A 21,829-nucleotide genomic window follows, 5' to 3' on the forward strand; every position below is an offset into this window, starting at 1 on the left:
AAATAATAATGATAAAAAACTTGGGGCGAAATCTGGGGGCAGGCCTTCTGGCAGCTTCCTTTGCACACACTGCGGCCGCGACACAAAAATTTTCGCTGACCGATGAGATCGACGGCACACTGGATACCAGCCTGAGCTGGGGAACCCTATGGCGGATGAATGATCCGAAGCTGAAAGGGGACGATCCAGAGAATGAAAACGACAGTCGTCGAGCTTTTGATAAGGGACTGGTCTCCAATGTTTTCCGTATCTCTTCAGAGCTGGAACTGAGCTACCGTGATTTTGGGGCTTATGTCCGTGGTACTGCGTTCTACGACTCTGTATTGATGGATGGTGAGAACAAGTGGAGCAAATGGAACTCCAAGCAGATTGCAGCTGGCGAGCCAGATCAGACCGGCACCTACCCTTACGGGAAAACCTGGGCCGATGACGTAAAAGATCTGCAGGGCAAAGGCGTCGAGATTCAGGATGCTTTTGTTTATGGCTCCTGGTTCTTCGAGAACGATATGGTTCTCGATGCCCGGTTCGGCAAGCAGGTTATCAACTGGGGTGAAGGCCTGTTCTATGTGGACGGCATCAACACCACCAATGCCTTCAATGTTGCCTCAGGTAGCCTGCCTGGTTCCCAGATCAAAGACTTTCTGATTCCCCAGACAGCACTGAGCTTTGATCTTGGTATCACCAATAACCTGTCCATGGGCGCCTATTACCAGTTCGACTGGGAAGCCACGGTGCTGCCGGGGCGGGGCACCTTCTATAACGATACCGATATCTTTGTTGATGGCGCCGATTTTGGTTACAACAAGATCCCCGACGATTTGATGGGGCTGGAAGCCGGCTGGCAGGGTGCGACTGGCGGAGCTTTGGGCTCGCTGTACAGTCAGGCCGGTATTCGTGATCGTGGAGATTACTTCATCGTTGCCACAACCGATGGCAAGGTGAATGCCAGTGACAGCGGCCAGTGGGGTGTGAACTTCAAGTATCTGGTGGAAGAGTGGAACGATACTGAGTTTGGTCTCTACTTCATTCGCTACAACTCTCACTTCCCTTATATCGAAGCGACGTTGAGCCCTGAGTCCGTTTTGGCTGCTCAGCAGCGTATCGGGGACTGGACCAATGATGGAACCACCGGTCCTGACAATGTCGATTTCATGTACAACTTCCTGCAAGGCGTTGCCCAGCAACAGCTGGTGGCCCAGGGTCTTCCGGTAACACCTGAAACCATGGCGATGGTTCAGGCTGAAGTGGCGGGAACACTGGCCGGTGCTGGCGCGATCTCCAGTGGTGCCGATGCCCGTCGTATTTATCCGGAAGGTATCCGGATGTACGGGCTGAGTTTCAGTACAGTGGTTGGTTCGACATCTGTTGCGGGTGAGCTGACTTATCGTCCGAATATGCCGATCTGGGTGGATGACCCGGACAATATCCTGAACAGTATTTCCAACGGTATGGGCAGCATCCTTTCCGGCAATGACTGTGTGGCGGCTTCACAGGCTACCGGACAGCTGGCCTGTATAACCAAGGAGTGGCACAAGAACTATGAGCGCGTTGAGCTGTGGACAGGTTCTGTAAACTTCATCCATAGCTTTGGTCCGGTGCGTCAGATTGGCCTTGATCAGCTGGAAATGGTGGGCGAGATGGCCTTCGAGCAGATCAGTGGTATGAAAGACTACGATCGCTATGTATCCACCAAGTCTGATCCATGGACGGATAACGGTGCTGCCGGCTTCCCGGCTCATAAGGCATCAGATCGTCTGGATCGCTTTGCCTGGGGTTATACGCTCTCCGTTGGTGGCCAGATCCATAACGTGTTGCCGGGGCTGAACCTTTATCCCGGCGTGAGTTACAAGCGTAGTGTGAGTGGCAACTCCCATCTGACCGGCAGCTTCAAAAGCGGTGATGAAAGCGCATCTTTCTCGCTGGGAGCCGGTTACAAAGACTTTGGTATGGGGCTGACCTATAACCCTGACTTTGGCGGGAAAAAGGATTTCCTCTCTGTCACTGCCAGCTACTCATTCTGATTACAGGGAACAGGAACATCACAATGTTGAAAATAAAAAAAATAATTACGGGATGTCTGTTGTTGTCTGTGTCATCTCTGGCAAGCGTGAGCTGGGCAGAAGTCGATAGTCGTCTGGGGGATTCTCTCACCCCTCTGGGCGCAGAACCTTTTGCCAACAGTGATAAAAGTATTCCAGCCTGGTCCGGGCAGTCGGATATGGCTGCGGTCAAACAGGATAAGCCGCTGTTTACTATTACGGCTGCCAATATGGAGCAGTATAAGGACAAGCTGACCGAAGGGCAGATCGCGTTGTTCAAGCGTTATCCGGAAACCTTCAAAATGCCGGTTTACCCTTCGCGCAGAACGGCTGTGTATCCGCAGCGTATTTACGACAACACCAAAAAGGCGACCGCGACCGCCGAGTTACTTGCCGATGGTAAAGGTTTCAAAGGCGCTTATGATGCCTACCCATTCCCGGTACCGGAGAATGGTCTTGAGGCCTTGTGGAATCACATTGTTCGTTATCGTGGTGAGTATATAGAACGGCCAACGATTGAGGCGGTGGTTGAGCGTGACGGGTTTGCCGATTACGGCGTATCGACCGACAAGGTGCTGTTCAACTACAACCAGCCGGATGGCTCGGAAGCAGAGTTGGATAATATCCTGTTCTACTACCTCTCCCTGAACGACGATGGCAGTGCTGCTCTGGTTCATGAAACCCAGGATCAGGTTTCTGAGCCGCGTCTGGCCTGGGGTTATCTGCCTGGTCTACGTCGTGTACGCCGTGCGCCGGTCTTGTCGTACGACACGCCGATCATTGCTGGTCTGAGAACCGCTGACGATACCGATATGTACAACGGTGCCCCGGACTTTTACAACTGGGAGCTGAAGGGTAAGAAAGAAGTCTTTATCCCTTATAACAACCAGCGTCTGTTGGAAAATGCGCCGGATTATGAAGAGCTTCTGACTGCTGGCCATATTAACCCGGAGTACACCCGTTATGAGTTGCACCGGGTTTGGGTTGTGGATGGCAAGCTGAAGGACGGCGCCCGTCATATCTATGGTCAGAGAACCTTATATCTTGATGAAGACAGCTGGGGTGCTGCTGTTGTTGATCAGTACGATAACCGAGGTCAGCTTTGGAAAGTGAGCATTGCCTATCTGGCGAACTATGCAGCGGTTCCGACCACCTGGACGACATGGGATGTGTTCCATGATCTCTCGTCTGGTCGTTACCACGTACAGGGAATTGCCCAGCAGGAGAGTAAAAAGATCGCGTTTGATGTGGATTCTCCGGGCAAAAAGCAGTTTACCCCTGCGTCTCTAAGAAGGATGGGACGCAGATAACAAACGGGTCGCGCAAGCGGCCCTTTAACCCGTTGAGAGGTTGGTAGTTCAACAAGAAGCAGCCTTGTGCTGATAAAAACAAAAGTGGACGCCAATGATGACATTCAAAAACTGGAGGCGGTGCCTGAAAACAGGTGCCGCCTTACTCTCTGGCCTGTGCCTTTCGGCACAGGCTGTTGTTCATAATGATAGCCCTGCTGGAATCAGCCTTGAGCCGGAAGCACTGGCCCAGGGCTGTTATGCGTTTATGTCCCCGGAAACCGGAAAGAAGCTGACGCTGACGTCGGAAGGCTATCGGTTTCAGGATGTGCCCTTTAATCAGGCGACAGGGTTCTTTATAAAACCGACTGAGCTGGACAGCTATATGCTGCTGGATCAGGAAGGCGGTTACCTGGGAACGCGTTTGCCGATGGATCTCCAGCGGGGTGAATACCCGGGTGAGTTTGTAGAGTGGGGCATTAATAAACGGATTCATAATGGCCAAAGCCAGTACCAACTGGTTTCCCGCAAGTTCGATAAGTCACTCTGGTTTGATAAGGGCCGTGGGTGGAACTACCTGTTTAATCTGTTCAATCTGCAGAATGGTAATAGCGAACAGTGGTTCTCTATCGCACCGCAAACCGGCTGTATGGAGTATCCGGAAGCCAGCCTGAATGCTTCGGTGGATCAGAATAAACCGGCAACGTCCGATATTAACGAGCCGGTTGTTGGTATTGCTGATTCCCACTTCCATATCACCGCCTCAGAGTTTATTGGCGGCAAGTTTCATAGCGGCTCGCCATTCCATCGTTATGGTATTGCCCATGCTCTTGGCAACTGTGATGGTATTCATGGGCCGTGGGGCTCACTGGATATTATCGGTAACGCCGTAGGCTTCGGTAATGTTGATGCTCGCCATGATACCCGCGGTTATCCGGACTTCCCGAGCTGGCCTATGCGGCAGTCCCTCAGCCACGAGCAGAGTTATTACAAGTGGGTTGAGCGTGCGCACCTGGGTGGTGTGAAGTTTATGGTGAACCATCTGGTTGAGAATGCGGTGCTCTGTAATATCCAGAAAACGGTGAACCCTGCCAGCTGGATTAACCCGAATGACTGTAACGAGATGAACAGTGTTGATCACCAGCTCAATTTCATCCGTAAGCTGGAAGATTATATTGATGCGCAGGAAGGTGGTCCCGGTAAAGGTTGGTTCCGGATTGTGTATTCACCGGGTGAAGCCCGAAAGGTGATTGCTGACGGCAAGATGGCCGTAATGCTGGGTATTGAAGTCTCGGAATTGTTTGATTGTCGCGAACCAACCGGTTGCTCCAATGATCATATCAACAACCAGCTGGATGAGTATTACAACAAAGGCATCCGCACAATGTTCCCGGTGCATCGGTTTGATAACAAGTTTGGTGGTTCCAACCTTGGTAACTCCAGTGACCTGATGAATGTTGGGAACAAACTGTCGTCCGGTCACTTCTTCTATGCAGAAGCCTGTACCGATGAGCCAAGTGGCACCAAGTTGCCGAGTGGCTTTCCGCTGATCGGTAATCTGCCGGTATTTAAGCCCATTCTGACAGGTCTTGGCTTAAACCCTGAGTATGACCAGACGCTGGATCAGCACTGTAATGCGCTGACGATTTCTGATCAGGGGCGTTACCTGATGGAGCGTATGGCTGCCAAGGGCATGATCATCGACCTGGACCATATGTCCGGGAATATGCAACGTGAAGCGCTCACGATTCTGGAAGGTCTGAACTACTCCGGTGCGCTCTCAAGCCATGCCGGTACCAAATACCCCGGACCGGCTCTTAGCCCGGTGCAGCAGCGTCTGATCGCTCTTGGCGGCTTGATCTCACCTTACAATGGTTCGGTAGGATGGATGAGCGCACAGATTGAGGTTATTGGGGCAGAGCAGAGTAAGAACGGTCAGTTTGTGGGTGTGGGCTTCGGTACAGACGTCAATGGCATTGCACCTCAGGCCTCGGGAATGGGCGTAACCGGCAACCCGGTCACCTATCCATTTACCTCCTACGATGGTCGTGTAACGTTCGAGCAGCCAAAGACCGGCAACCGGACGTTTGACTACAACGAAGAAGGCATGGCGCACTATGGCTTGTTGCCTGAGCATCTGGAGAACTATCGTCGTATAGGTGCCGATAATGCGTTGGCTGCGATTTTCAACTCAGCGGAAGCTTATCTAAGAATGTGGGAACGGGCAGAGTCCAGCACCAATACGGCTGAGTATCGTGAGCTGAAGAATGAAGGTACCGGACTATGTCTGGATATTTATAAAGGCTCCAATAACAACGGCACCAATGTAATCCAGTGGACCTGCCACGGAGGTGATAACCAGAAGTGGGCTTATGAGCCTGCGACCGGTTTCCTGCGCAACAAAATGGGCAAATGTCTGGATAACCGCGGGCAGGCCAATAACGATGGTGAGATCGTGATTTGGGACTGTGTAGACAGCGACAATCTGCGCTTTGATATGTCCGGCGGTGTACTGCGTAACCGGCATAACAATACGATTGTTGTTGATGCCTTCGGTGCGAACCGGGGCGATAACGTAGGCCAGTGGCGTTACCACGGTGGTAATAACCAGCGGTGGTATTGGGGTAACTAAGCTCTAATTAAATGAGCATACTATTGGTTCCCACGCTGAGCGTGGGAACCATCAAATTAGCCAGAGATGGTTAACCGATCGCCTGCCCCATCCGGACAGGTGAGGTCTCACCCAGGCTCTCAGCCCATTCCACTTGATCCTTGCCGAACAGCACGATAGCGGTAGAGCCCAGCTTGAAGCGGCCCATCTCGGCACCACGCTCCAGTACGATTGAGTGGTTGCCTTCCGGCGTGTAATCGTAAGTCTTTACGCCACGCTTGTGCGGAGTAACCAGACCGGCCCATACGGTTTCGATACTGGCCACAATCATTGCGCCCACCAGAATCACTGCCATCGGTCCACGTTCGGTATCGAAGATGCAGACTGCACGTTCGTTACGGGCAAACAGGCGAGGCACGTTCTCGGCGGTGGTCTGGTTGACAGAGAACAGACGACCAGGAACGTGAATCATCTTGCGTAGGGTGCCTTTTACCGGCATGTGTACGCGATGGTAATCACGTGGAGACAGATAAACAGTTGCGAACTTGCCTTCTTCAAACTCACGAGCCAGTTCAGGATCGCCACCCACCAGTTCAGTCAGGCTGTAGTCGTGGCCTTTCGCCTGAAACACACGGTTATATTTGATGTCACCAATCTGGCTGATCGCACCATCTGCAGGGCAGACGATGGCTTTCTCATCTTCAGGCAGCGGACGCATGCCGTCTTTCAGGGCACGGGTAAAGAAGTCGTTAAAGGTGGCATAAGCTTCAGGGTTCTCTTCCTGAGCTTCGCTCATATCAATGCCGTACTGCTTAACGAACCAGTTGGTAAAAGGGTTCTTGATAGCCGGGATTTTGCACTCCGCCAGCAGGCCCGCACCACGGGAGATCAGGTGGTGAGGGAGCAGATACTGCAGAGCAATAAACAGATCTTTTTTCACGATAACTTTCAGCTTCTGGGGCCTGACTCGTAATTATTGGCAGTCAGGCACGTTGGTTATTCAATATTCTACTTAAAAGACGCCCACAATTCCGTTATTGCTATTATGTAGTTATCGGCGTGTCCTGGCGATTTCCCCACTCAGACCAGGAGCCATCATACGCGCGAATGTCCGGATATCCGAGGAGACGTGCGGCAAGATAGGTAAATCCTGAGCGATGGTGGGTCTGGCAATGGGTGACGATAGTTTTGTCCGGCCCCAGGTTCAGTTCTTCAAGTACCTGCGCCATATCCTCACGCAAGCGATACTGGCGGGAGGCATCCATCCCCATGGTCCATTCAAAATTAATGGCTCCAGGAATATGGCCGGCGCGCATGGCGAATTGCTTTTCACCGGTATATTCGCCGGGGGAGCGGGCATCCCAGATCGTGATCGCAGGAGAATCGCTGGCTAGATCGGCAATGATCTGCTCAGCCGAAACCCGCAACTGCGGGTTGGTGATCGTTAGATCAAAGTCGCTGGCTTCCACTGCAACAGTCTGCTCCTGCACCGGAAGGCGGGCTTTCAACCAGGCGTGCAGGCCGCCATTCAGGTAAGCCAGACGCTGGTGGCCGATAAGATCCAGAGTCCACAATAGACGTCCGGCCCAGCCACCACCTTCATCGTCGTACACAACAATAAGTTTGTCGGGGTTGTAGCCCACACGGTTCAACACCGCCTGAACCTGTTCCATTGCCGGCAGCATACCGGTTGCCGGAGGAATTCCGCAGACCAGTTCACCCGGCGCAATATGCACCGCACCGGGAACATGAAGCTTTTGATAAGTAGCCGGGTTGCACACATCCAGAACCAGCACATCTGACTGTTCAAGACGAGTCAGGAGCTGTTCTGGCTCCAGCAGTTCAACAGCCGGTAGCGGGCTGGCACATGGCAGTTCGGTTGAGCTCATTGTTGTTATCCCTGTTTCTGTGCGGCGCATAAATAATGCCATGCATTGTACTGCCCTTCGCGGGAGTCGCAACGTCATTCCCTGTGGAAATAAAGGCTTTATGGGCTATTACTGTTTCGTTCACAGAGCCTATAAATCACAGAGGGGCAACCATGGCGCACTTTTTCTCTGGGGTAACTCGTTGGCTGATGGTCGTTATGATCACATTGTTCAGCAGCAGTGTGTTCGCCGCGAATCAATGGTTGGTTGCGGTTCTGTTGGGCAATGCCCGGGCTGATGCCTGGCTGATAAATATGGACGACTACAAAGATGTCCCGCCTGTGCATGTAATGGCAGACACTAAAACAGAAGCCGCCTTTATTAATCTGAGTGGCAATATTGGTTCTGGCGGTTTTGAGAAAGGTTTAGCGAATACCGAAAAGCTGACCGATGCTCTTCTGGGTAAATTGCTTCCCCAGATTAAAAAGCAGAACGAGTCAGCGCAGGCTGAAGATATTGATGGTGTTGAAATCAATTTTCTCTATGCCATGGCCGGGCTTGATCTTATTGATGGGCGGGTTCCCGGCTCAGTTTATCAGGCTGATGAAGGTCGGGCTGTGTTGAGCCGTTACGAGAGTCATGTGGACCAGCAGTTCCGTAATCACGGGCTGGCGATCAACACTCTACTGGGAGCCAGTGATGCGGCCCTGTTATTAAATGCGGTTCGTGCAACGGGCTCTGCTACATCCAACTCTGATGCATCTAATTTGGTTATTTACGATGACACTTACGGTATCGGTTACCGACTGAATGATCACGGTATCGAGCAGAAAGCCGAGCTGGTGAAGCCTTATCCGCAGGGTGGCTTTTATGCCTTGGGATATCAAGGTGGAGCCCTGCTGGCTGATGACCCTGAACTGGCTCGCCCCTTCAACGACAGCATTCGTTCATTCTGGGATCAGCAAGGGGTTCATTACTCGCCACTAGAAGTGAGTAACCGTTATGCACAAGGGCATAAAAATGAGCTGGGCGGGGTTATGTCTCGCTTGTTTGGGCATGACGATAACAATCTCTCCCCGGAAGTTTTCCATGCTCTTGTGCAATCTGTAGAACAAACAGCACGCTCACTGGGGTCTCTGGCTTTGGAGGTTCTCCCAGACAATAAGCCTGAATCTGCATCAGCAGCTATACCTGTAAAAATTATCGGATTTTATGGTGATACGCTGGCGGCCTTCCCTGCGCTTTCGGAGATTTTTGATCAGGTAACCGGTGGATTGGTGGTACCGGAGCTGGTGCATGGCGCCGAACTGGAAGAGGCATTGGCAACCGCAGCCGTTGAAACCTATCAGCAGCTACTCAAAGCCCGTTACGGGCTTTGAGTGATATTCAACTGTTAGCGAGTTTTGGTAACAGCTGCCTGATGTTGCAGGGATGCAAAATGACCAAGAGGTAATATCGTTACGCTCTGCATAAAGGGGATGAGTCTGGTTTTCAGCCAGTGGTTTAACTCCGCAGGATCCTGCAACTCAGGACGATGCATTAGAATTTCAGCGGGAAGCTGGCAAGGGTCGTCCGGGTTCATAGCATTGCGCACGACCTGCAGGAACAGGTCTTCAGAAGCAAACATAATATTGGCTTCCTCACCTACGATAATGAGATGGGGTGTCACGTTATCGAGACTTTGCTCCTGCATGGCATAGAGCAGGGTTGTCATCTCAATAAAGCTACGACGTGCGGTACTCAGTAAGGGGAGGGCTGCAAGCTTTGCCTGCTGGAACATCTGTTCTTTGTCGCGCGGCAGTGCAACTTTGTCGCGGTTGAATCCGTTCGCTGTTTCGCCCGCAATATGCCCAAAATTGTTATAGCCCCTACCTCTGTCTTCTAAACGTTTGAAGTTTGCGGCCGTGCCTTCGGGATGGTTGGAGGCGCGTGAGTCTTGCATAAGAACATAGCGAAGCGGGTCCATTTCATCCTGATGGATAGAAAGATAGGTGCGCAGCATTTGACCAATCTGGAATATGCCACCATGACTGCCCCAGCTATCAGGCACCCACCCTCCCAGGTTTTCAGCAGTGCCATCACGCATCACCAGATAAGGCTGACTGATGCTGGTGGAGTGCACGACAATCGATGGTTTGTTCGACGTCATATTACCGGAATACAGTGCAGCCATCGTGGTGATCATATGATGGTCCTGCTCCATAAGCAGAGTCACGGCACTCTGGTCCTGAGTATCGAAGAGATTGGCCAGAATCTCCTGCTTGAAGGCACAGGTAAAGAAAGCGCTGCGGTTATTGGTCGGGATGTAACACAGTTTTCTTTGTTCTGCCGTCATCAGACCCTGTATACCGGAACCCATTGGCAGGGTTTTTCCCTTAGCCGCGTCGTATCCTGCAGCCGAAACATAAGCCTTCAAAGGTTTATCACCATTCAGAGCTTTGAGTTGCGGGGCTGATGCTTCAATCAGCTGGCGAACAAGCTTAAGAGGGGAATCGTTGAAAGAAAGATTGGGCGGGTCTCCGTAGAGATCGGCGCTGTCCCAGTTATTCAGGGATTTCTGGAAAACCGGCAGGCTGCTGCCTTGTGATCCATAAGTCAGGTGAGCACCAGCATTGGTTATGTAGATGCTGAGTACCGGCGAGTTATCCGCCTTGGCCATAGGGATGCAGAGCATCATCAGGCCGAAAAAAGCCAGAATGGCCATGACGGCAGGACGAAATAGGCGTTGAATAAGTTCCGAAAACATACAGCTTCTCCATGAAAATCCCGTAATCTGGGGATTAGACAGCTGAATAAGGCTTTGGTTTTCGGAAGCAGCTTAGACTTTAGTGGGACGAAGGCCGCCCCACATAATCAGACAGGATAAGGTAGTCAGGCAGGGTAATGGCTACAGCTGATCCAGAGAGTCCAGAATCTGCCGGTAGGAGTCCATCCGTTTCTGCTCGATCTTGCCCTCTTCCAGAGCTTCCAGAAGGGCACAGCCCGGTTCCTGCTCGTGCTTGCAGTCCCGGAACCGGCAATGACCGATAAAGTCATGGAACTCCCGAAAGCCATTCAGCACATCTTCCGGCTCCATATGCCAGAGGCCAAATTCCCGAATTCCCGGAGAGTCGATCAGGGAGCCACCATCAGGGAAGTGGAACAGCTTGGCCGCGGTGGTGGTATGCATGCCCTTGCCGGTCTGCTCGGAAAGCTCGCCCACCTTGGCCTGAACACCCGGCAGCAGTACGTTGACTAGAGAAGATTTACCCACGCCAGACTGGCCCACAAAAACGGAAGTGTGGTCTTTAAGTAGCTCTTTGATGGCATCCAGCCCGTGCTCGGCCTTGGTCGATGCGGTCAGAACCTGATATCCAAGATCCCGGTAAGTTGAAAGCAGGTCGAGCAGATAATCCCGGTTGGTCTCATCAATCAGGTCGGTTTTGTTCAGTAGCAGAACCGGCTCGATATCAACAGCCTCAGCCGCCACCAGATAACGATCAATCAGGTTGGCATGGGCGCGTGGAACCGGTGCCACGACCAGCACAATGTAATCAATATTCGCGGCAACAGGCTTGATGCGGCCATGGTTATCCGGGCGGCATAGCTCACTGTCGCGAGGGAGCTGGGCAACGACAACACCGTTATCGTCCTTACCCGGACGCCAGACAATGCGGTCACCGGTCACCAGTGGTGGCAAGTTGGCGCGAAGGTGGCAGCGGTACAGTGAACCCGGCTCAGAGGGACGTTCGATATCCAGCTGAACACCGTAATGGGCGATAACCAGGCCTTCCTCTTCCGGACCCAGCTCGGAGGTACCCAGCTGATCCTGAATCTTGTCTTCCCTGCGGCTGGCGCGTGCGGCACGTTCTTCCTGAATTTTCTGGATGCGCCAGTTTTGACGACGATTAAGTTTGCGTTTAGCCATGTAAAGAGGTCGTTACCGGGGAGGACTCATAAGCAGGAGCTGCGAACAGCGCCTGGTGGTTTGCATGATGTTATCCGGCCAGATTATGATGACAGAGCTAATCTTTATCAAACAATGTGTGATCTCCGATCATTTTGTTTAGCCCAATCTCTTTGTTAAGGCACTCTGATTATTATGGCGCAATCTCAGGCCCCTTCTGCTGATAACCTGATCTGGATCGATCTGGAAATGACCGGGCTGGACCCGCGCACTGACCGTATCCTTGAGATTGCCTGTATCGTCACCGATGGCAACCTGAATGTGTTGGCCGAAGGCCCGGTGATTGCTGTTCATCAGCCAGATTCTGTTCTGGATGCTATGAATGAGTGGTGTGTGGAGACCCACGGCAAAACCGGCCTGACTGAGCGCGTGCGCAACAGCACCGTTGGCGAAGCCGAAGCTGAGCAGCTGACCATCGAGTTCCTTAAAGCGTGGGCTGTGGCAGGTTCCTCGCCAATGTGCGGCAATACCATCGGGCAAGATCGCCGCTTCCTGTTCAACTATATGTCTGAACTGCACGACTTCTTCCACTACCGCAATATCGATGTCAGCACTCTGAAAGAGCTGGCCCGCCGCTGGAAACCGGAACTGCTGGAGCAGCACAAAAAGGCCGGTTCCCACAAAGCGATTGAAGATATTCGCGAATCCATCGATGAGATGAAGTTCTATCGCGAGAATTTCATCAAGCTCTAATTTTTATAACTGCCAGCCGGATAGGGCCACACCGATACCGGCTGTGTTGTCGTAATGGTTGTAGCTGGAAATGGACTCGCCATAACCACTGGTTAATTTAATAAACCCTCGCAGGTTTCCTGTGATGGGGAACAGCCAGGCCAGCTCTTCGTAACCTCTGGAAAAGCCGCTGTCGATATCGTTGCGGCTTTTCGCCATAAACTGCTGGTTGTTTTCTGTCTGGTATAAGAACTCTATTTCACCGTGCCCACGGTAGTGAGAAATATCCTTGTTGTAGTCATGGCTGAACTTCAGCCGAACCCAGGGCTTAAAGTTGATGGCGAAGTTGCCATTCGCCACCTGAAAGCCGACAAAGACCCGGTTCCAGCTACGCTCGTAGCTCCCGCCTTTGCCGTTTGATTCATGCCAGAACCCGGCCGTTGTCGTTTGCCATTGCCAGTCTCCCCATTGCCGACTCATCGGTAGCTGGTAGAAAAGCTCGGGTTGATAATCGGTATCGCGAAAGTAGGCGGACTTATCATAGGCCTGCCAGTAAGCATTCTGGGTGTAGGCAAAGCGAACGGTGTCGTTTTCTTTGAATAATCCCTGCCAGACATCGAAAAACAGACTGATCTGAAATTCGATTTCAATTTTTTTACCTTCTCGATCATTTGGATTCAAAGGCTGAAAGAAGGCTCGGTCGGGCTTTTCGCTGTAATGGGCCGGAAGAAAATAATTGGCACGGTAGGGTTTGAGAGTGAACAGGTCATTTGCTGATGGAGCATTATGAGATATTTCCTGCTCAACCGAATGCGTGATTCCGGTCAAGGTCAGCAGGAGCAGAAGCCCGCCCGATAGAATGAGGTTTTTATTCATGACCACCATCCGCAAAGTCAGTTGGTGGTCAAGAATAGTCAGGCCATGTGCTAAATGTTATGCGCGGAATGTTATTTGTGTTGCTCCAAAGCCCAGCGAACATGCTCTTGCACTATTTCAGATGGGTAGTCGAGCCGTGCCTGCAGTGCTGAAATAACCTTGTCGTTTGTTGGCGCATTGCCAAGGCCAACCGCCAGATTACGCAGCCAGCCTTCAAAGCCGGTGCGTCGAATCGGTGAACCAGCGGTACGATCCAGAAACTCTTCTTCCGTCCACAGGAACAGGTCAGCCAGATCGGTCGAATCCAATTTGTGACGGGGCAGGAAGTCAGTTTCGCAGGTGTTTTTCGCAAACTTGTTCCAGGGACAGATGATCTGGCAGTCGTCACAACCAAACACCCGATTACCAATCGGCTTGCGAAACTCTTCTGGAATTGCACCTTTGAGCTCGATTGTCAGATAAGAGATACAACGTCGTGCATCCAGCTGATGCGGTCCAACGATGGCATCGGTTGGGCAGATTTCTGCACAGGCAAAGCAGCTGCCGCAGTGGCTGGTTTGTTGAGGTTCATCAATGGGCAAAGGCAAGTCGGTAAACAGTTCCCCCAGGAAGAACCAGGACCCGGCCTTGTTATTCAGTAAGAGGGTGTTTTTACCAATCCAACCCAGGCCGGCTTTTTCGGCCAGAGCTTTTTCAAGAACGGGAGCGCTGTCCACAAAGGCCCGGTAACCAAACTTGCCGACCTTGTCTTCAATACGTTTGCCCAACTGGGTAATACGCTTGCGAATCAGCTTGTGATAATCACGGCCAAGGGAATATCGGGAGATGTAGGCCTTTTCCGGCTGCTGCAGAATCCGGACGGTTTGGGTATCTCCGGGCAGATAATCCATGCGTACCGAAATAATGCGCAATGTGCCGGGAACCAACTCTTCCGGGCGTGAGCGCATATTTCCGTGGCTGGTCATGTAATCCATCTCGCCATGGAAGTCCCGCGCCAGCCAGTTTGTTAAATGCTGCTCATGTTCACCGAGGTTGATATCGGTGATTCCTGCGTCCTGAAAACCTAACTCCCGGGCCCAGAGTTTGATATCTGCAGCGAGTTGAGCCAATTCCTGTTGAGAAAGAGCGGTCGATATGGGACTTTGGGAGTGATTAGGTGATTCGGTCACAGGGTTAAAAAGATATAATGGCACGGAAACGCTTGCGGTTTGTGAAAGAGCGACACATCCGCGCGACGTTCTGATGTTTAAATTTAAAACAGTTACATTGGGGATCGCCCATGGGCGGGAGTTTACCACACTCACTCTACACTGCTGAACAAACCCGGAATCTGGATGCTGAAGCTATTCAGGTTCACGGTATTTCAGGCATTGAGCTGATGAAGCGGGCCGGTCAGGCTGCGTTTGAAGCAGTCCTGAAACAATGGCCACAGATTGCCCGGGGCGGAACCCTGCAAATTTTCTGTGGTGCCGGCAATAACGGTGGGGATGGTTACATTATCGCGGCACTGGCCCGCCAGCGTTATATTCCCGTGCGTGTGGTAACCCTGAAAGATCCGGATCAGCTGACCGGCGATGCCCGTAAAGCCTGGGAGTGGTATCGCTCCCTGAGCGGCAGAACCCAGCCCTGGTCTGAGCTTATCTCCATAACCGGTGATCTGGTGATCGATGCCATGTTGGGCACTGGCCTGACTGGCGAGGTGTCCGGGGACTATGCCAGTGCCATTGATGCGATCAATACGTCCGGCAAGCCAGTGATTGCCATCGATATTCCTTCCGGACTCTCTGCTGACAGTGGTATGGCACTTGGCCGCTCTATTCAGGCGGATCTGACCGTTACCTTTATTGGTATGAAGCGCGGTCTGGTGACCGGTACCGGCCCACAGGTGTGTGGGCAAATTATTTTCTCGGATCTTCAGGTTCCGGCGGCGGTGTATGAAACTGTTCCGGCAACTGCCAAGCTGATCAAAAAGCGGGAGCTGACCGGGCTGATACATCCCCGGGCCCGAGATGCGCACAAAGGTCATTATGGTCATCTGCTGATTGTGGGTGGCGACCATGGCATGGGCGGTGCAGCGATTATGGCGGCAGAGGCAGCCATGCGCAGTGGTGCGGGGCTGGTGACTCTGGCAACTCGGCCTGAACATGTGATGGCCTCTATGGTACGCAGGCCGGAAGTGATGGCACGGGCTGTGGCAACAGGTATTGATCTGGAAGCCTTACTGAAAGGCAAAACCGCTGTGGTCATTGGCCCCGGTTTAGGCAAAGAGGCTTGGGGAGCCGAGCTTCTCAAGGTCGTTCTGTCTTCCGACCTGCCGGTATTGCTGGATGCCGATGCTCTGAACCTGCTGGCAGAAACCCCGGAATTGCTCCAAGCCAGAGAGAATTGTGTTATCACACCTCATCCGGGCGAAGCTTCGCGGATGCTGGGCGTAACCATCCCCGAGATTGCTGCAGACAGGTTCGGTTCTGTTGAGCAGCTTCAGGCTCTGTGTGGCGGAGCTGCCGTATTGAAAGGCGCAGGCAGTCTGGTTGCTGTTCCTGAAAATGGACATGTGTGCACCTATATTTGCCGGGCAGGAAACCCGGGAATGGCTGTTGCTGGTATGGGGGATGTACTCAGTGGCGTGATTGGTGCGTTGCTGGCTCAGGGCCTGAGTGCCGCAGAGGCGGCTCGGTTGGGTGTCTGGCTGCATGCTTCGGCGGGCGATGAGTGCGCCAAGGCCGAAGGTGAGGCCGGCATGGCCGCTACTGATCTGATTCCAGCGGTACGCCGGTTGATTAATGGCCTGATGGCTGAAGAAAACTGATTATTTATTTTTGTTGTTCGGGTTGTTAGCACAGTGGTTGAGCACGTGGCATTTGAGAACCAGGCTTTTGAGTTAATCGGCGAAGACAGCATGGTGGCCTTTGGCCGCCAGCTGGCAGCAGCCAGCCAGGGCTGGGGTGTGATCTATCTGGAAGGTGATCTGGGTGCCGGCAAGACTACGCTGAGTCGTGGCATTCTGCGGGGCTTTGGTCACGAAGGTGCGGTAAAAAGCCCGACCTACACTCTGGTTGAGCCCTATGAGGCGGAAGACTACTCCGTCTATCACTTTGATCTCTACCGTCTGGGGGATCCGGAAGAACTGGATTTTCTCGGGGTACGAGAGTACTTCGGCTCGCACGCGCTGTGTGTGGTGGAGTGGCCCGTGCGTGGCAAGGGATTCCTGCCTCCCGCCGATGTAATTATCAGAATTGCCCATCGTCCGGACAGCCGCCTTATCGAGGTTGAGCCAGTTTCCAAACACGGGCAGACTATTTGTGATGCCTTGTCGGCTACGACAGGCCAATAAACCAGCTCAGGCCAGGGATGACCCTTGTGTGAATGCTTTAAGCGATGGAGTAGGGAGCAGGTAGAGAGTGGAGCAGGATTCAGGCGCACCATACCCGGATAATCTTGAACAGGCAGCTGATCAGCAAAGTGATAAGCCAATCTCACTGACCCGCAGACGGTTCAGCCAGATTGCTACTGTGCTGGTGGCTTCTCTGACCCTTCCGGCTGCCTCGACTGCACTGGCTGCAGTGGCCTCGGTAAAAGGTGTGCGCCTCTGGCGTTCGCCGGAAAAAACACGGCTGGTGTTCGATATGAGCAGTGGGGTTGAGCATAAGGTATTCCCGCTCAGCAACCCGCCCAAGGTGGTTATTGACCTTGAAAATACCCGTTTGCCAAGTTCTCTGGATGGCTTGAAGCTTGGCGACACCCCCATCAAAGGTATCCGCAAGGCGGTAAGAAACAAGACCGGCGTGCGTATCGTTCTTGATTTGAAAAAGGACGTGAACCCGCGCAGCTTTGTGCTGAAGCCTAATGCCACTTACGGTCATCGTCTGGTGGTTGATCTGGTAGATAAGGCCGTGGCTGCCACCCAGACCCGCAAGCCGGAACCGGTGAATAAAAACCGGGATGTGATTATTGCCATCGATGCTGGTCACGGTGGAGAAGATCCTGGCGCTGTTGGTCATCGTGGTGCTCGGGAGAAGGATGTTGTTCTGGCGATCTCCCGTGAAGTAGCTGCTTTGTTTGAGAAGTCTTCTGGCTTTAAACCTGTTTTGGTTCGCACCGGGGATTACTACATCTCCCTGCGGGAGCGCACGCGCATTGCCCGCAGGAAGAATGCCGATGTGTTTATTTCCATCCATGCCGATGCTTTTAACCGCACGGCGGCTAATGGTTCTTCTGTGTTCACCCTGTCGGAACGGGGCGCTTCGTCTGAGGAGGCCCGCTGGCTGGCGAACAAAGAGAACAACTCGGATCTGATCGGTGGTGAAGACGGTATCAGCCTTGGTGATAAAGATGATGTCCTCGCTAGCGTGCTGCTCGATCTGTCCATGACCGACAGCCAGAGCCGAAGTCAGCGTATCGGCTCACAGGTGCTTGGACAGCTGGGGCGGGTGAACCGTCTCCACAAAAAGAAAGTGGAACAGGCTGCGTTTGCGGTGCTGAAAAACCCGGATATTCCTTCCCTGTTGATTGAGACCGGCTTTATCACCAACCCGACGGAAGCCAGCAAACTTGTGACCAAGGCGCATCAGCGTAAGCTGGCCCGGGCGATTCACTCGGGAGTGAGAGATTTCTTCCTGAAGAACCCACCGGCCGGAACACTGATTGCCAGCAATCGTAGTTCGTCAGGGGCAGGTTCATCCTACAAGGTAAAAAGCGGGGATACGTTGAGCGGTATTGCCAGCCGTCACAATGTCAGTCTGAGCCGTCTGTTGAGCCACAATAGCCTCAGTACCCGTGACACACTTCGCGTTGGGCAGGTTATACGCATTCCCTGAAGGCGGGGCACGCGCTAGAATGCCCGCCTTCTAAACGCAGCAGTCTGGAAAGCACACCGCCGATGGTGACCGACAACCTTCCGCCAGCCATATTTCTGATGGGACCAACAGCATCTGGTAAAACGGATCTTGCTGTTGCTCTCCATGAGCGTCTGCCCTGTGACATTATCAGTGTGGACTCGGCTTTGGTGTTCAAAGGAATGGATATCGGTACCGCCAAGCCGGATGCCGAACTGCTTGCGCGGGCTCCCCATCGTTTGATTGATATTCGTGACCCGGCTCAGGCTTATTCCGCTGCAGAGTTCAGGGAAGATGCCCTGAAGGAAATGAACGAGATTGTGGCTCGTGGCCGCATCCCGCTGCTGGTGGGCGGCACCATGCTTTACTACAAGGCTCTGCGGGATGGTCTGGCGGATTTGCCGGCAGCAGATGAGGCTGTTCGGCAGGAGATACTGAATCAGGCCGAGACAGAAGGCTGGGCTGTGGTTCATGCCCGTTTGCAGGATGTGGATCCGGCTTCTGCGGCCCGTATTCATCCAACCGACCCTCAGCGTTTGCAGCGGGCACTGGAAATTTATCTGGTCAGTGGCCGCACTATGACTGAGCTGGTGGCAGAGCAGGAACGTTCAAAATTACCTTTCCGGGTCTTGAATCTTGCGGTCGCGCCCCAAGATAGAAGTGTACTGCATGAGCGCATTGCCCTGCGCTTCCAGAAGATGGTGGAAGCCGGGTTTATTGATGAAGTGAAAGCGCTTTATGAACGTGGTGATCTGCATCCGGGATTACCTTCCATTCGCTGTGTTGGTTACCGGCAGGCATGGAGTTATCTGGATGGTGAGCTCAGCCACGACGAGATGATTTTTAAAGGGATAGTTGCCACGCGGCAGCTGGCCAAAAGACAGTTCACCTGGCTGCGCAGCTGGGAGGAACTGAACTGGTTTGACAGTCTCTCCGCTCATTTGCAGGACGAGGCTGTAGCATTTACCGAAGCATGGTTAACCGGAAAATAATGTAGTTTTCTGGGTGTTGGAATAGTTTGTTCTTTGGTGCATGTGCGGAGTGATAGCTAATATTACCTATTGTATGCGTGCTGGGGCTGACTTAATGTTCAAGGCTTTTGCTGTATACAGTTTGAACAATTTGCTGTCTGGTTCTTCTGTATCTGCTAACCTGTAATCCGTTCCAAGCCGGACTTCGAGCGCAGGCTTTTTATAATTCAACAAATAAAAGGAGTACGGAAATGTCAAAAGGGCATTCCCTACAAGACCCTTACCTGAACGTTCTGAGAAAAGAGCGTGTACCGGTTTCTATCTACCTGGTGAACGGCATCAAACTGCAGGGTCAGATCGAATCTTTTGACCAGTTTGTTATTCTGCTGAAAAACACAGTTAGCCAGATGGTTTACAAGCACGCAGTTTCTACTGTTGTGCCAGGTCGTCCAGTACGTCTGCCTATGCCTAACCAGGAAGGCGACGAGCTGCCACAAGACTGATAATACAGTCTTTAAAGTCTGACTCTGAAGTCAGCGGCACGGGATATATTTACTGAATGGCCCTGTTCTTGCGTGATGTAGCCTTTTGCTTGATTTAGCTCCTCTAGATCCGGCGAAAGAAAACAGGCAGACATCTGTAATGTTAATTACAGGTTCCATTGCCTCAGTGACAGCATGTCATCAGTAAACCAAAAAGCCAGACTCTCTCGTAGAGCTGGCTTTTTGTGTATCTGGGCAATACAGAAAAAGAACCAGTGAGTTAACGAAACTGTCCTGTACACAATTATTAAGTTCGGTGCAGAATGCACTGAAAATGCATTGAATATTAATTAACGGAGCAGACTGCTTGTTTTTTGAGCGTCATGAAGGTGGTGAGCGCGCCATACTGGTTCATCCTGAATGTGTTGATGATCAACAGCGGGAAGATCCCCGTGAATTTCAGGAACTGGTTCGTTCGGCCAATGTTGAGCAGGTCGCGTTCGTCGTTGTGACCAGCTCCAAAATGACACCCCGTTATTTTGTTGGTTCTGGCAAGCTGGAAGAGATTCGTCAGCAGGTCATTGCCAATGAAGCGGATGTCGTTCTATTCAACCACGCCCTGTCACCCAGTCAGGAGCGTAACCTTGAAGCCGAATTAAAGTGCCGGGTTGTTGATCGCACCGGTCTGATTCTGGATATCTTTGCCCAGCGTGCCCGTACTCACGAAGGTAAGCTGCAGGTTGAGCTGGCTCAGCTTGAGCATATGAGTACGCGTCTGATCCGAGGCTGGACACACCTGGAAAGACAGAAGGGTGGTGTTGGTCTGCGGGGACCCGGTGAAACCCAGCTTGAAACTGACCGTCGATTGCTGCGTGCCCGCATCAAAAGCATCAAGGCGCGTCTGGATAAAGTGCGCAAGCAGCGTGACCAGACCCGTCGTTCCCGTCAGCGGGCAGATATTCCACAGGTTTCTCTGGTGGGTTATACCAACGCGGGTAAATCGACGCTGTTCAACACGATCACCGAGTCTGATGTGTATGCAGCGGATCAGCTGTTCGCCACGCTGGACCCGACCCTGCGCCGGCTTCCGATCAATGACCTTGGGCCGATTATTCTTGCAGATACGGTAGGTTTTATTCGTCACCTGCCTCACAAGCTGGTTCAGGCCTTCCGCGCGACTCTGGAAGAATCTGCCATGGCGGATCTTCTGCTGCACGTGATCGACTGTGCAGACCCTGAGCGTCAGGACAATATGCAGCAGGTGCAGCACGTTCTGGAAGAAATTGATGCCCATGAGATTCCTCAGTTGCAGGTCTTTAACAAGATTGACCTGTTGGGCATGAAACCGCGTATCGACCGGGATGAGGATGACAAGCCTTATCGGGTATGGATCTCTGCCCAGACTGGCGAAGGTCTGGACCTGCTCCAGCGTGCTATTGCCGAACGGCTGGGTGATGATCTGATCCATGAGTTCCTTCCGGTTCCCCATAATCAGGGCCGTTTGCGGGCTCGCCTGTATGAAATGGGCGTAGTGCAGAGCGAGGACTACAACGAGGAAGGTGTTCCTGTGCTGGAAGTTCGTATGCCGAAAATGGAACTCCAGCGTATGGTGCTACAGGAAGGGGCGACCCTGCCGTGGGATCTGCCGGACCTTGAGCCCTGGATGCAGGAGTGATTACTTTTCACTGAACTTCCACTTTCGTAGGGTGTCAGAGCTACTGACAATTTGTCATTTCTGGCATCTTCAGGGAGGAAGGTCATGAAAATTTCTGCACAAGGCTTGCTGGCGGGTGCCTTAGCGGCATTCGCCTTACCGGTAGCTGCTATCAGCTGTTTACCTAAGTCCGTTTTGCGTTGCACGGGTATTGCTGATGGGGTTCAGTCCTATCTGCACGATTGGCTCGGTTATGGCTGTAAACCGAATATGGAAGGGAAAAATATTTTCCAGAGATCGGTTAAAAACGTTACGCACAAAGGGCTGGCAGTCACCTCCGGTCTGATCGTTATCACTGGTGCTTTGGCTATCTGCATCTCCGCAGCCATTGTCAAAGCGGTAACAGGTAAAGAGCTGTAAGCTTGGGCTACAAGAAAAACCAACCACAGGTGGATTATCTGAAGTGACCCCCAATAGTTGGACACCCAATTATTGGGGGTTACTTTTATGTCCAAATACAGCCCAGAGCTGAAACGTATCATTGCCAGCGAATACATAGATGATGGAATATCATCACATCAGCTCG

18 protein-coding genes are annotated in these 21,829 nt (G+C 52.4%); 12 read left to right on the plus strand and 6 right to left on the minus strand.

The window, feature by feature from the left end:
• Nucleotides 1-8: 8 nt before the first annotated feature.
• From EHSB41UT_RS23455 to EHSB41UT_RS23465, 3 genes are all read left to right on the plus strand, one after another.
• Entirely contained in the window at nt 9-2,021 is a 2,013-nt protein-coding gene (locus EHSB41UT_RS23455; protein WP_087113305.1) for a DUF1302 domain-containing protein, read from the plus strand.
• A 23-nt stretch (nt 2,022-2,044) separates the two neighbouring features.
• Nucleotides 2,045-3,349, plus strand: a complete 1,305-nt coding sequence (locus EHSB41UT_RS23460; protein WP_087113306.1) for a DUF1329 domain-containing protein — start codon at nt 2,045-2,047, stop codon at nt 3,347-3,349.
• Nucleotides 3,350-3,443: 94 nt separating this feature from the next.
• Nucleotides 3,444-5,960 (plus strand): ricin-type beta-trefoil lectin domain protein, encoded by a 2,517-nt coding sequence (locus EHSB41UT_RS23465; RefSeq protein ID WP_087113307.1) that lies wholly within the window; start codon nt 3,444-3,446, stop codon nt 5,958-5,960.
• A gap of 70 nt (nt 5,961-6,030) precedes the next feature.
• Here EHSB41UT_RS23465 and asd read toward each other — a convergent pair whose 3' ends face one another.
• Together asd and EHSB41UT_RS23475 are read right to left on the minus strand one after the other, a co-directional pair.
• Entirely contained in the window at nt 6,031-6,882 is an 852-nt protein-coding gene (asd, locus tag EHSB41UT_RS23470; RefSeq protein WP_415837500.1) for an archaetidylserine decarboxylase, read from the minus strand.
• 100 nt (nt 6,883-6,982) lie between these two features.
• Entirely contained in the window at nt 6,983-7,828 is an 846-nt protein-coding gene (locus tag EHSB41UT_RS23475) for a sulfurtransferase (RefSeq protein WP_207626744.1), read from the minus strand.
• A gap of 152 nt (nt 7,829-7,980) precedes the next feature.
• Here EHSB41UT_RS23475 and EHSB41UT_RS23480 point away from each other — a divergent pair, with 152 nt between their 5' ends.
• The gene (locus tag EHSB41UT_RS23480; RefSeq protein ID WP_087113309.1) at nt 7,981-9,186 is read left to right on the plus strand and encodes a hypothetical protein; all 1,206 of its coding nucleotides are present in this window, start codon (nt 7,981-7,983) and stop codon (nt 9,184-9,186) included.
• Between the two features lie 14 nt (nt 9,187-9,200).
• Here EHSB41UT_RS23480 and EHSB41UT_RS23485 read toward each other — a convergent pair whose 3' ends face one another.
• The gene (locus EHSB41UT_RS23485) at nt 9,201-10,553 is read right to left on the minus strand and encodes a hypothetical protein (RefSeq protein WP_087113310.1); all 1,353 of its coding nucleotides are present in this window, start codon (nt 10,551-10,553) and stop codon (nt 9,201-9,203) included.
• Nucleotides 10,554-10,694: 141 nt separating this feature from the next.
• The gene (gene rsgA / locus EHSB41UT_RS23490; protein ID WP_087113311.1) at nt 10,695-11,714 is read right to left on the minus strand and encodes a small ribosomal subunit biogenesis GTPase RsgA; all 1,020 of its coding nucleotides are present in this window, start codon (nt 11,712-11,714) and stop codon (nt 10,695-10,697) included.
• A gap of 174 nt (nt 11,715-11,888) precedes the next feature.
• Here rsgA and orn point away from each other — a divergent pair, with 174 nt between their 5' ends.
• Nucleotides 11,889-12,446, plus strand: coding sequence for an oligoribonuclease (orn, locus tag EHSB41UT_RS23495; protein ID WP_087113312.1), 558 nt, complete (start codon nt 11,889-11,891; stop codon nt 12,444-12,446).
• Nucleotides 12,447-12,449: 3 nt separating this feature from the next.
• Here orn and EHSB41UT_RS23500 read toward each other — a convergent pair whose 3' ends face one another.
• Together EHSB41UT_RS23500 and queG are read right to left on the minus strand one after the other, a co-directional pair.
• Nucleotides 12,450-13,301, minus strand: coding sequence for a phospholipase A (locus EHSB41UT_RS23500; RefSeq protein ID WP_165767387.1), 852 nt, complete (start codon nt 13,299-13,301; stop codon nt 12,450-12,452).
• Between the two features lie 71 nt (nt 13,302-13,372).
• On the minus strand, nt 13,373-14,494 hold the full coding sequence (queG, locus tag EHSB41UT_RS23505; protein WP_165767388.1) for a tRNA epoxyqueuosine(34) reductase QueG: 1,122 nt from the start codon (nt 14,492-14,494) through the stop codon (nt 13,373-13,375).
• 86 nt (nt 14,495-14,580) lie between these two features.
• On the opposite strand from queG, the gene EHSB41UT_RS23510 reads away from it, so the two are divergent.
• From EHSB41UT_RS23510 to EHSB41UT_RS23540, 7 genes are all read left to right on the plus strand, one after another.
• The gene (locus EHSB41UT_RS23510; protein WP_087113315.1) at nt 14,581-16,110 is read left to right on the plus strand and encodes an NAD(P)H-hydrate dehydratase; all 1,530 of its coding nucleotides are present in this window, start codon (nt 14,581-14,583) and stop codon (nt 16,108-16,110) included.
• A 45-nt stretch (nt 16,111-16,155) separates the two neighbouring features.
• Nucleotides 16,156-16,635 (plus strand): tRNA (adenosine(37)-N6)-threonylcarbamoyltransferase complex ATPase subunit type 1 TsaE, encoded by a 480-nt coding sequence (tsaE, locus tag EHSB41UT_RS23515; RefSeq protein ID WP_341350362.1) that lies wholly within the window; start codon nt 16,156-16,158, stop codon nt 16,633-16,635.
• Between the two features lie 67 nt (nt 16,636-16,702).
• Nucleotides 16,703-18,118: an N-acetylmuramoyl-L-alanine amidase gene (locus tag EHSB41UT_RS23520; protein WP_242667401.1), complete on the plus strand. Its 1,416-nt coding sequence runs from the start codon at nt 16,703-16,705 to the stop codon at nt 18,116-18,118.
• A 62-nt stretch (nt 18,119-18,180) separates the two neighbouring features.
• On the plus strand, nt 18,181-19,128 hold the full coding sequence (gene miaA / locus EHSB41UT_RS23525; protein WP_207626745.1) for a tRNA (adenosine(37)-N6)-dimethylallyltransferase MiaA: 948 nt from the start codon (nt 18,181-18,183) through the stop codon (nt 19,126-19,128).
• A 230-nt stretch (nt 19,129-19,358) separates the two neighbouring features.
• The gene (gene hfq / locus EHSB41UT_RS23530) at nt 19,359-19,610 is read left to right on the plus strand and encodes an RNA chaperone Hfq (protein WP_087113316.1); all 252 of its coding nucleotides are present in this window, start codon (nt 19,359-19,361) and stop codon (nt 19,608-19,610) included.
• A 346-nt stretch (nt 19,611-19,956) separates the two neighbouring features.
• Nucleotides 19,957-21,264, plus strand: a complete 1,308-nt coding sequence (gene hflX / locus EHSB41UT_RS23535; RefSeq protein ID WP_087113317.1) for a ribosome rescue GTPase HflX — start codon at nt 19,957-19,959, stop codon at nt 21,262-21,264.
• Between the two features lie 84 nt (nt 21,265-21,348).
• On the plus strand, nt 21,349-21,663 hold the full coding sequence (locus EHSB41UT_RS23540) for a hypothetical protein (RefSeq protein ID WP_087113318.1): 315 nt from the start codon (nt 21,349-21,351) through the stop codon (nt 21,661-21,663).
• The last annotated feature ends 166 nt before the right edge of the window (nt 21,664-21,829 follow it).

Origin of the sequence: Parendozoicomonas haliclonae (assembly GCF_900174585.1) — a bacterium.
GTDB lineage: Bacteria > Pseudomonadota > Gammaproteobacteria > Pseudomonadales > Endozoicomonadaceae > Sansalvadorimonas > Sansalvadorimonas haliclonae.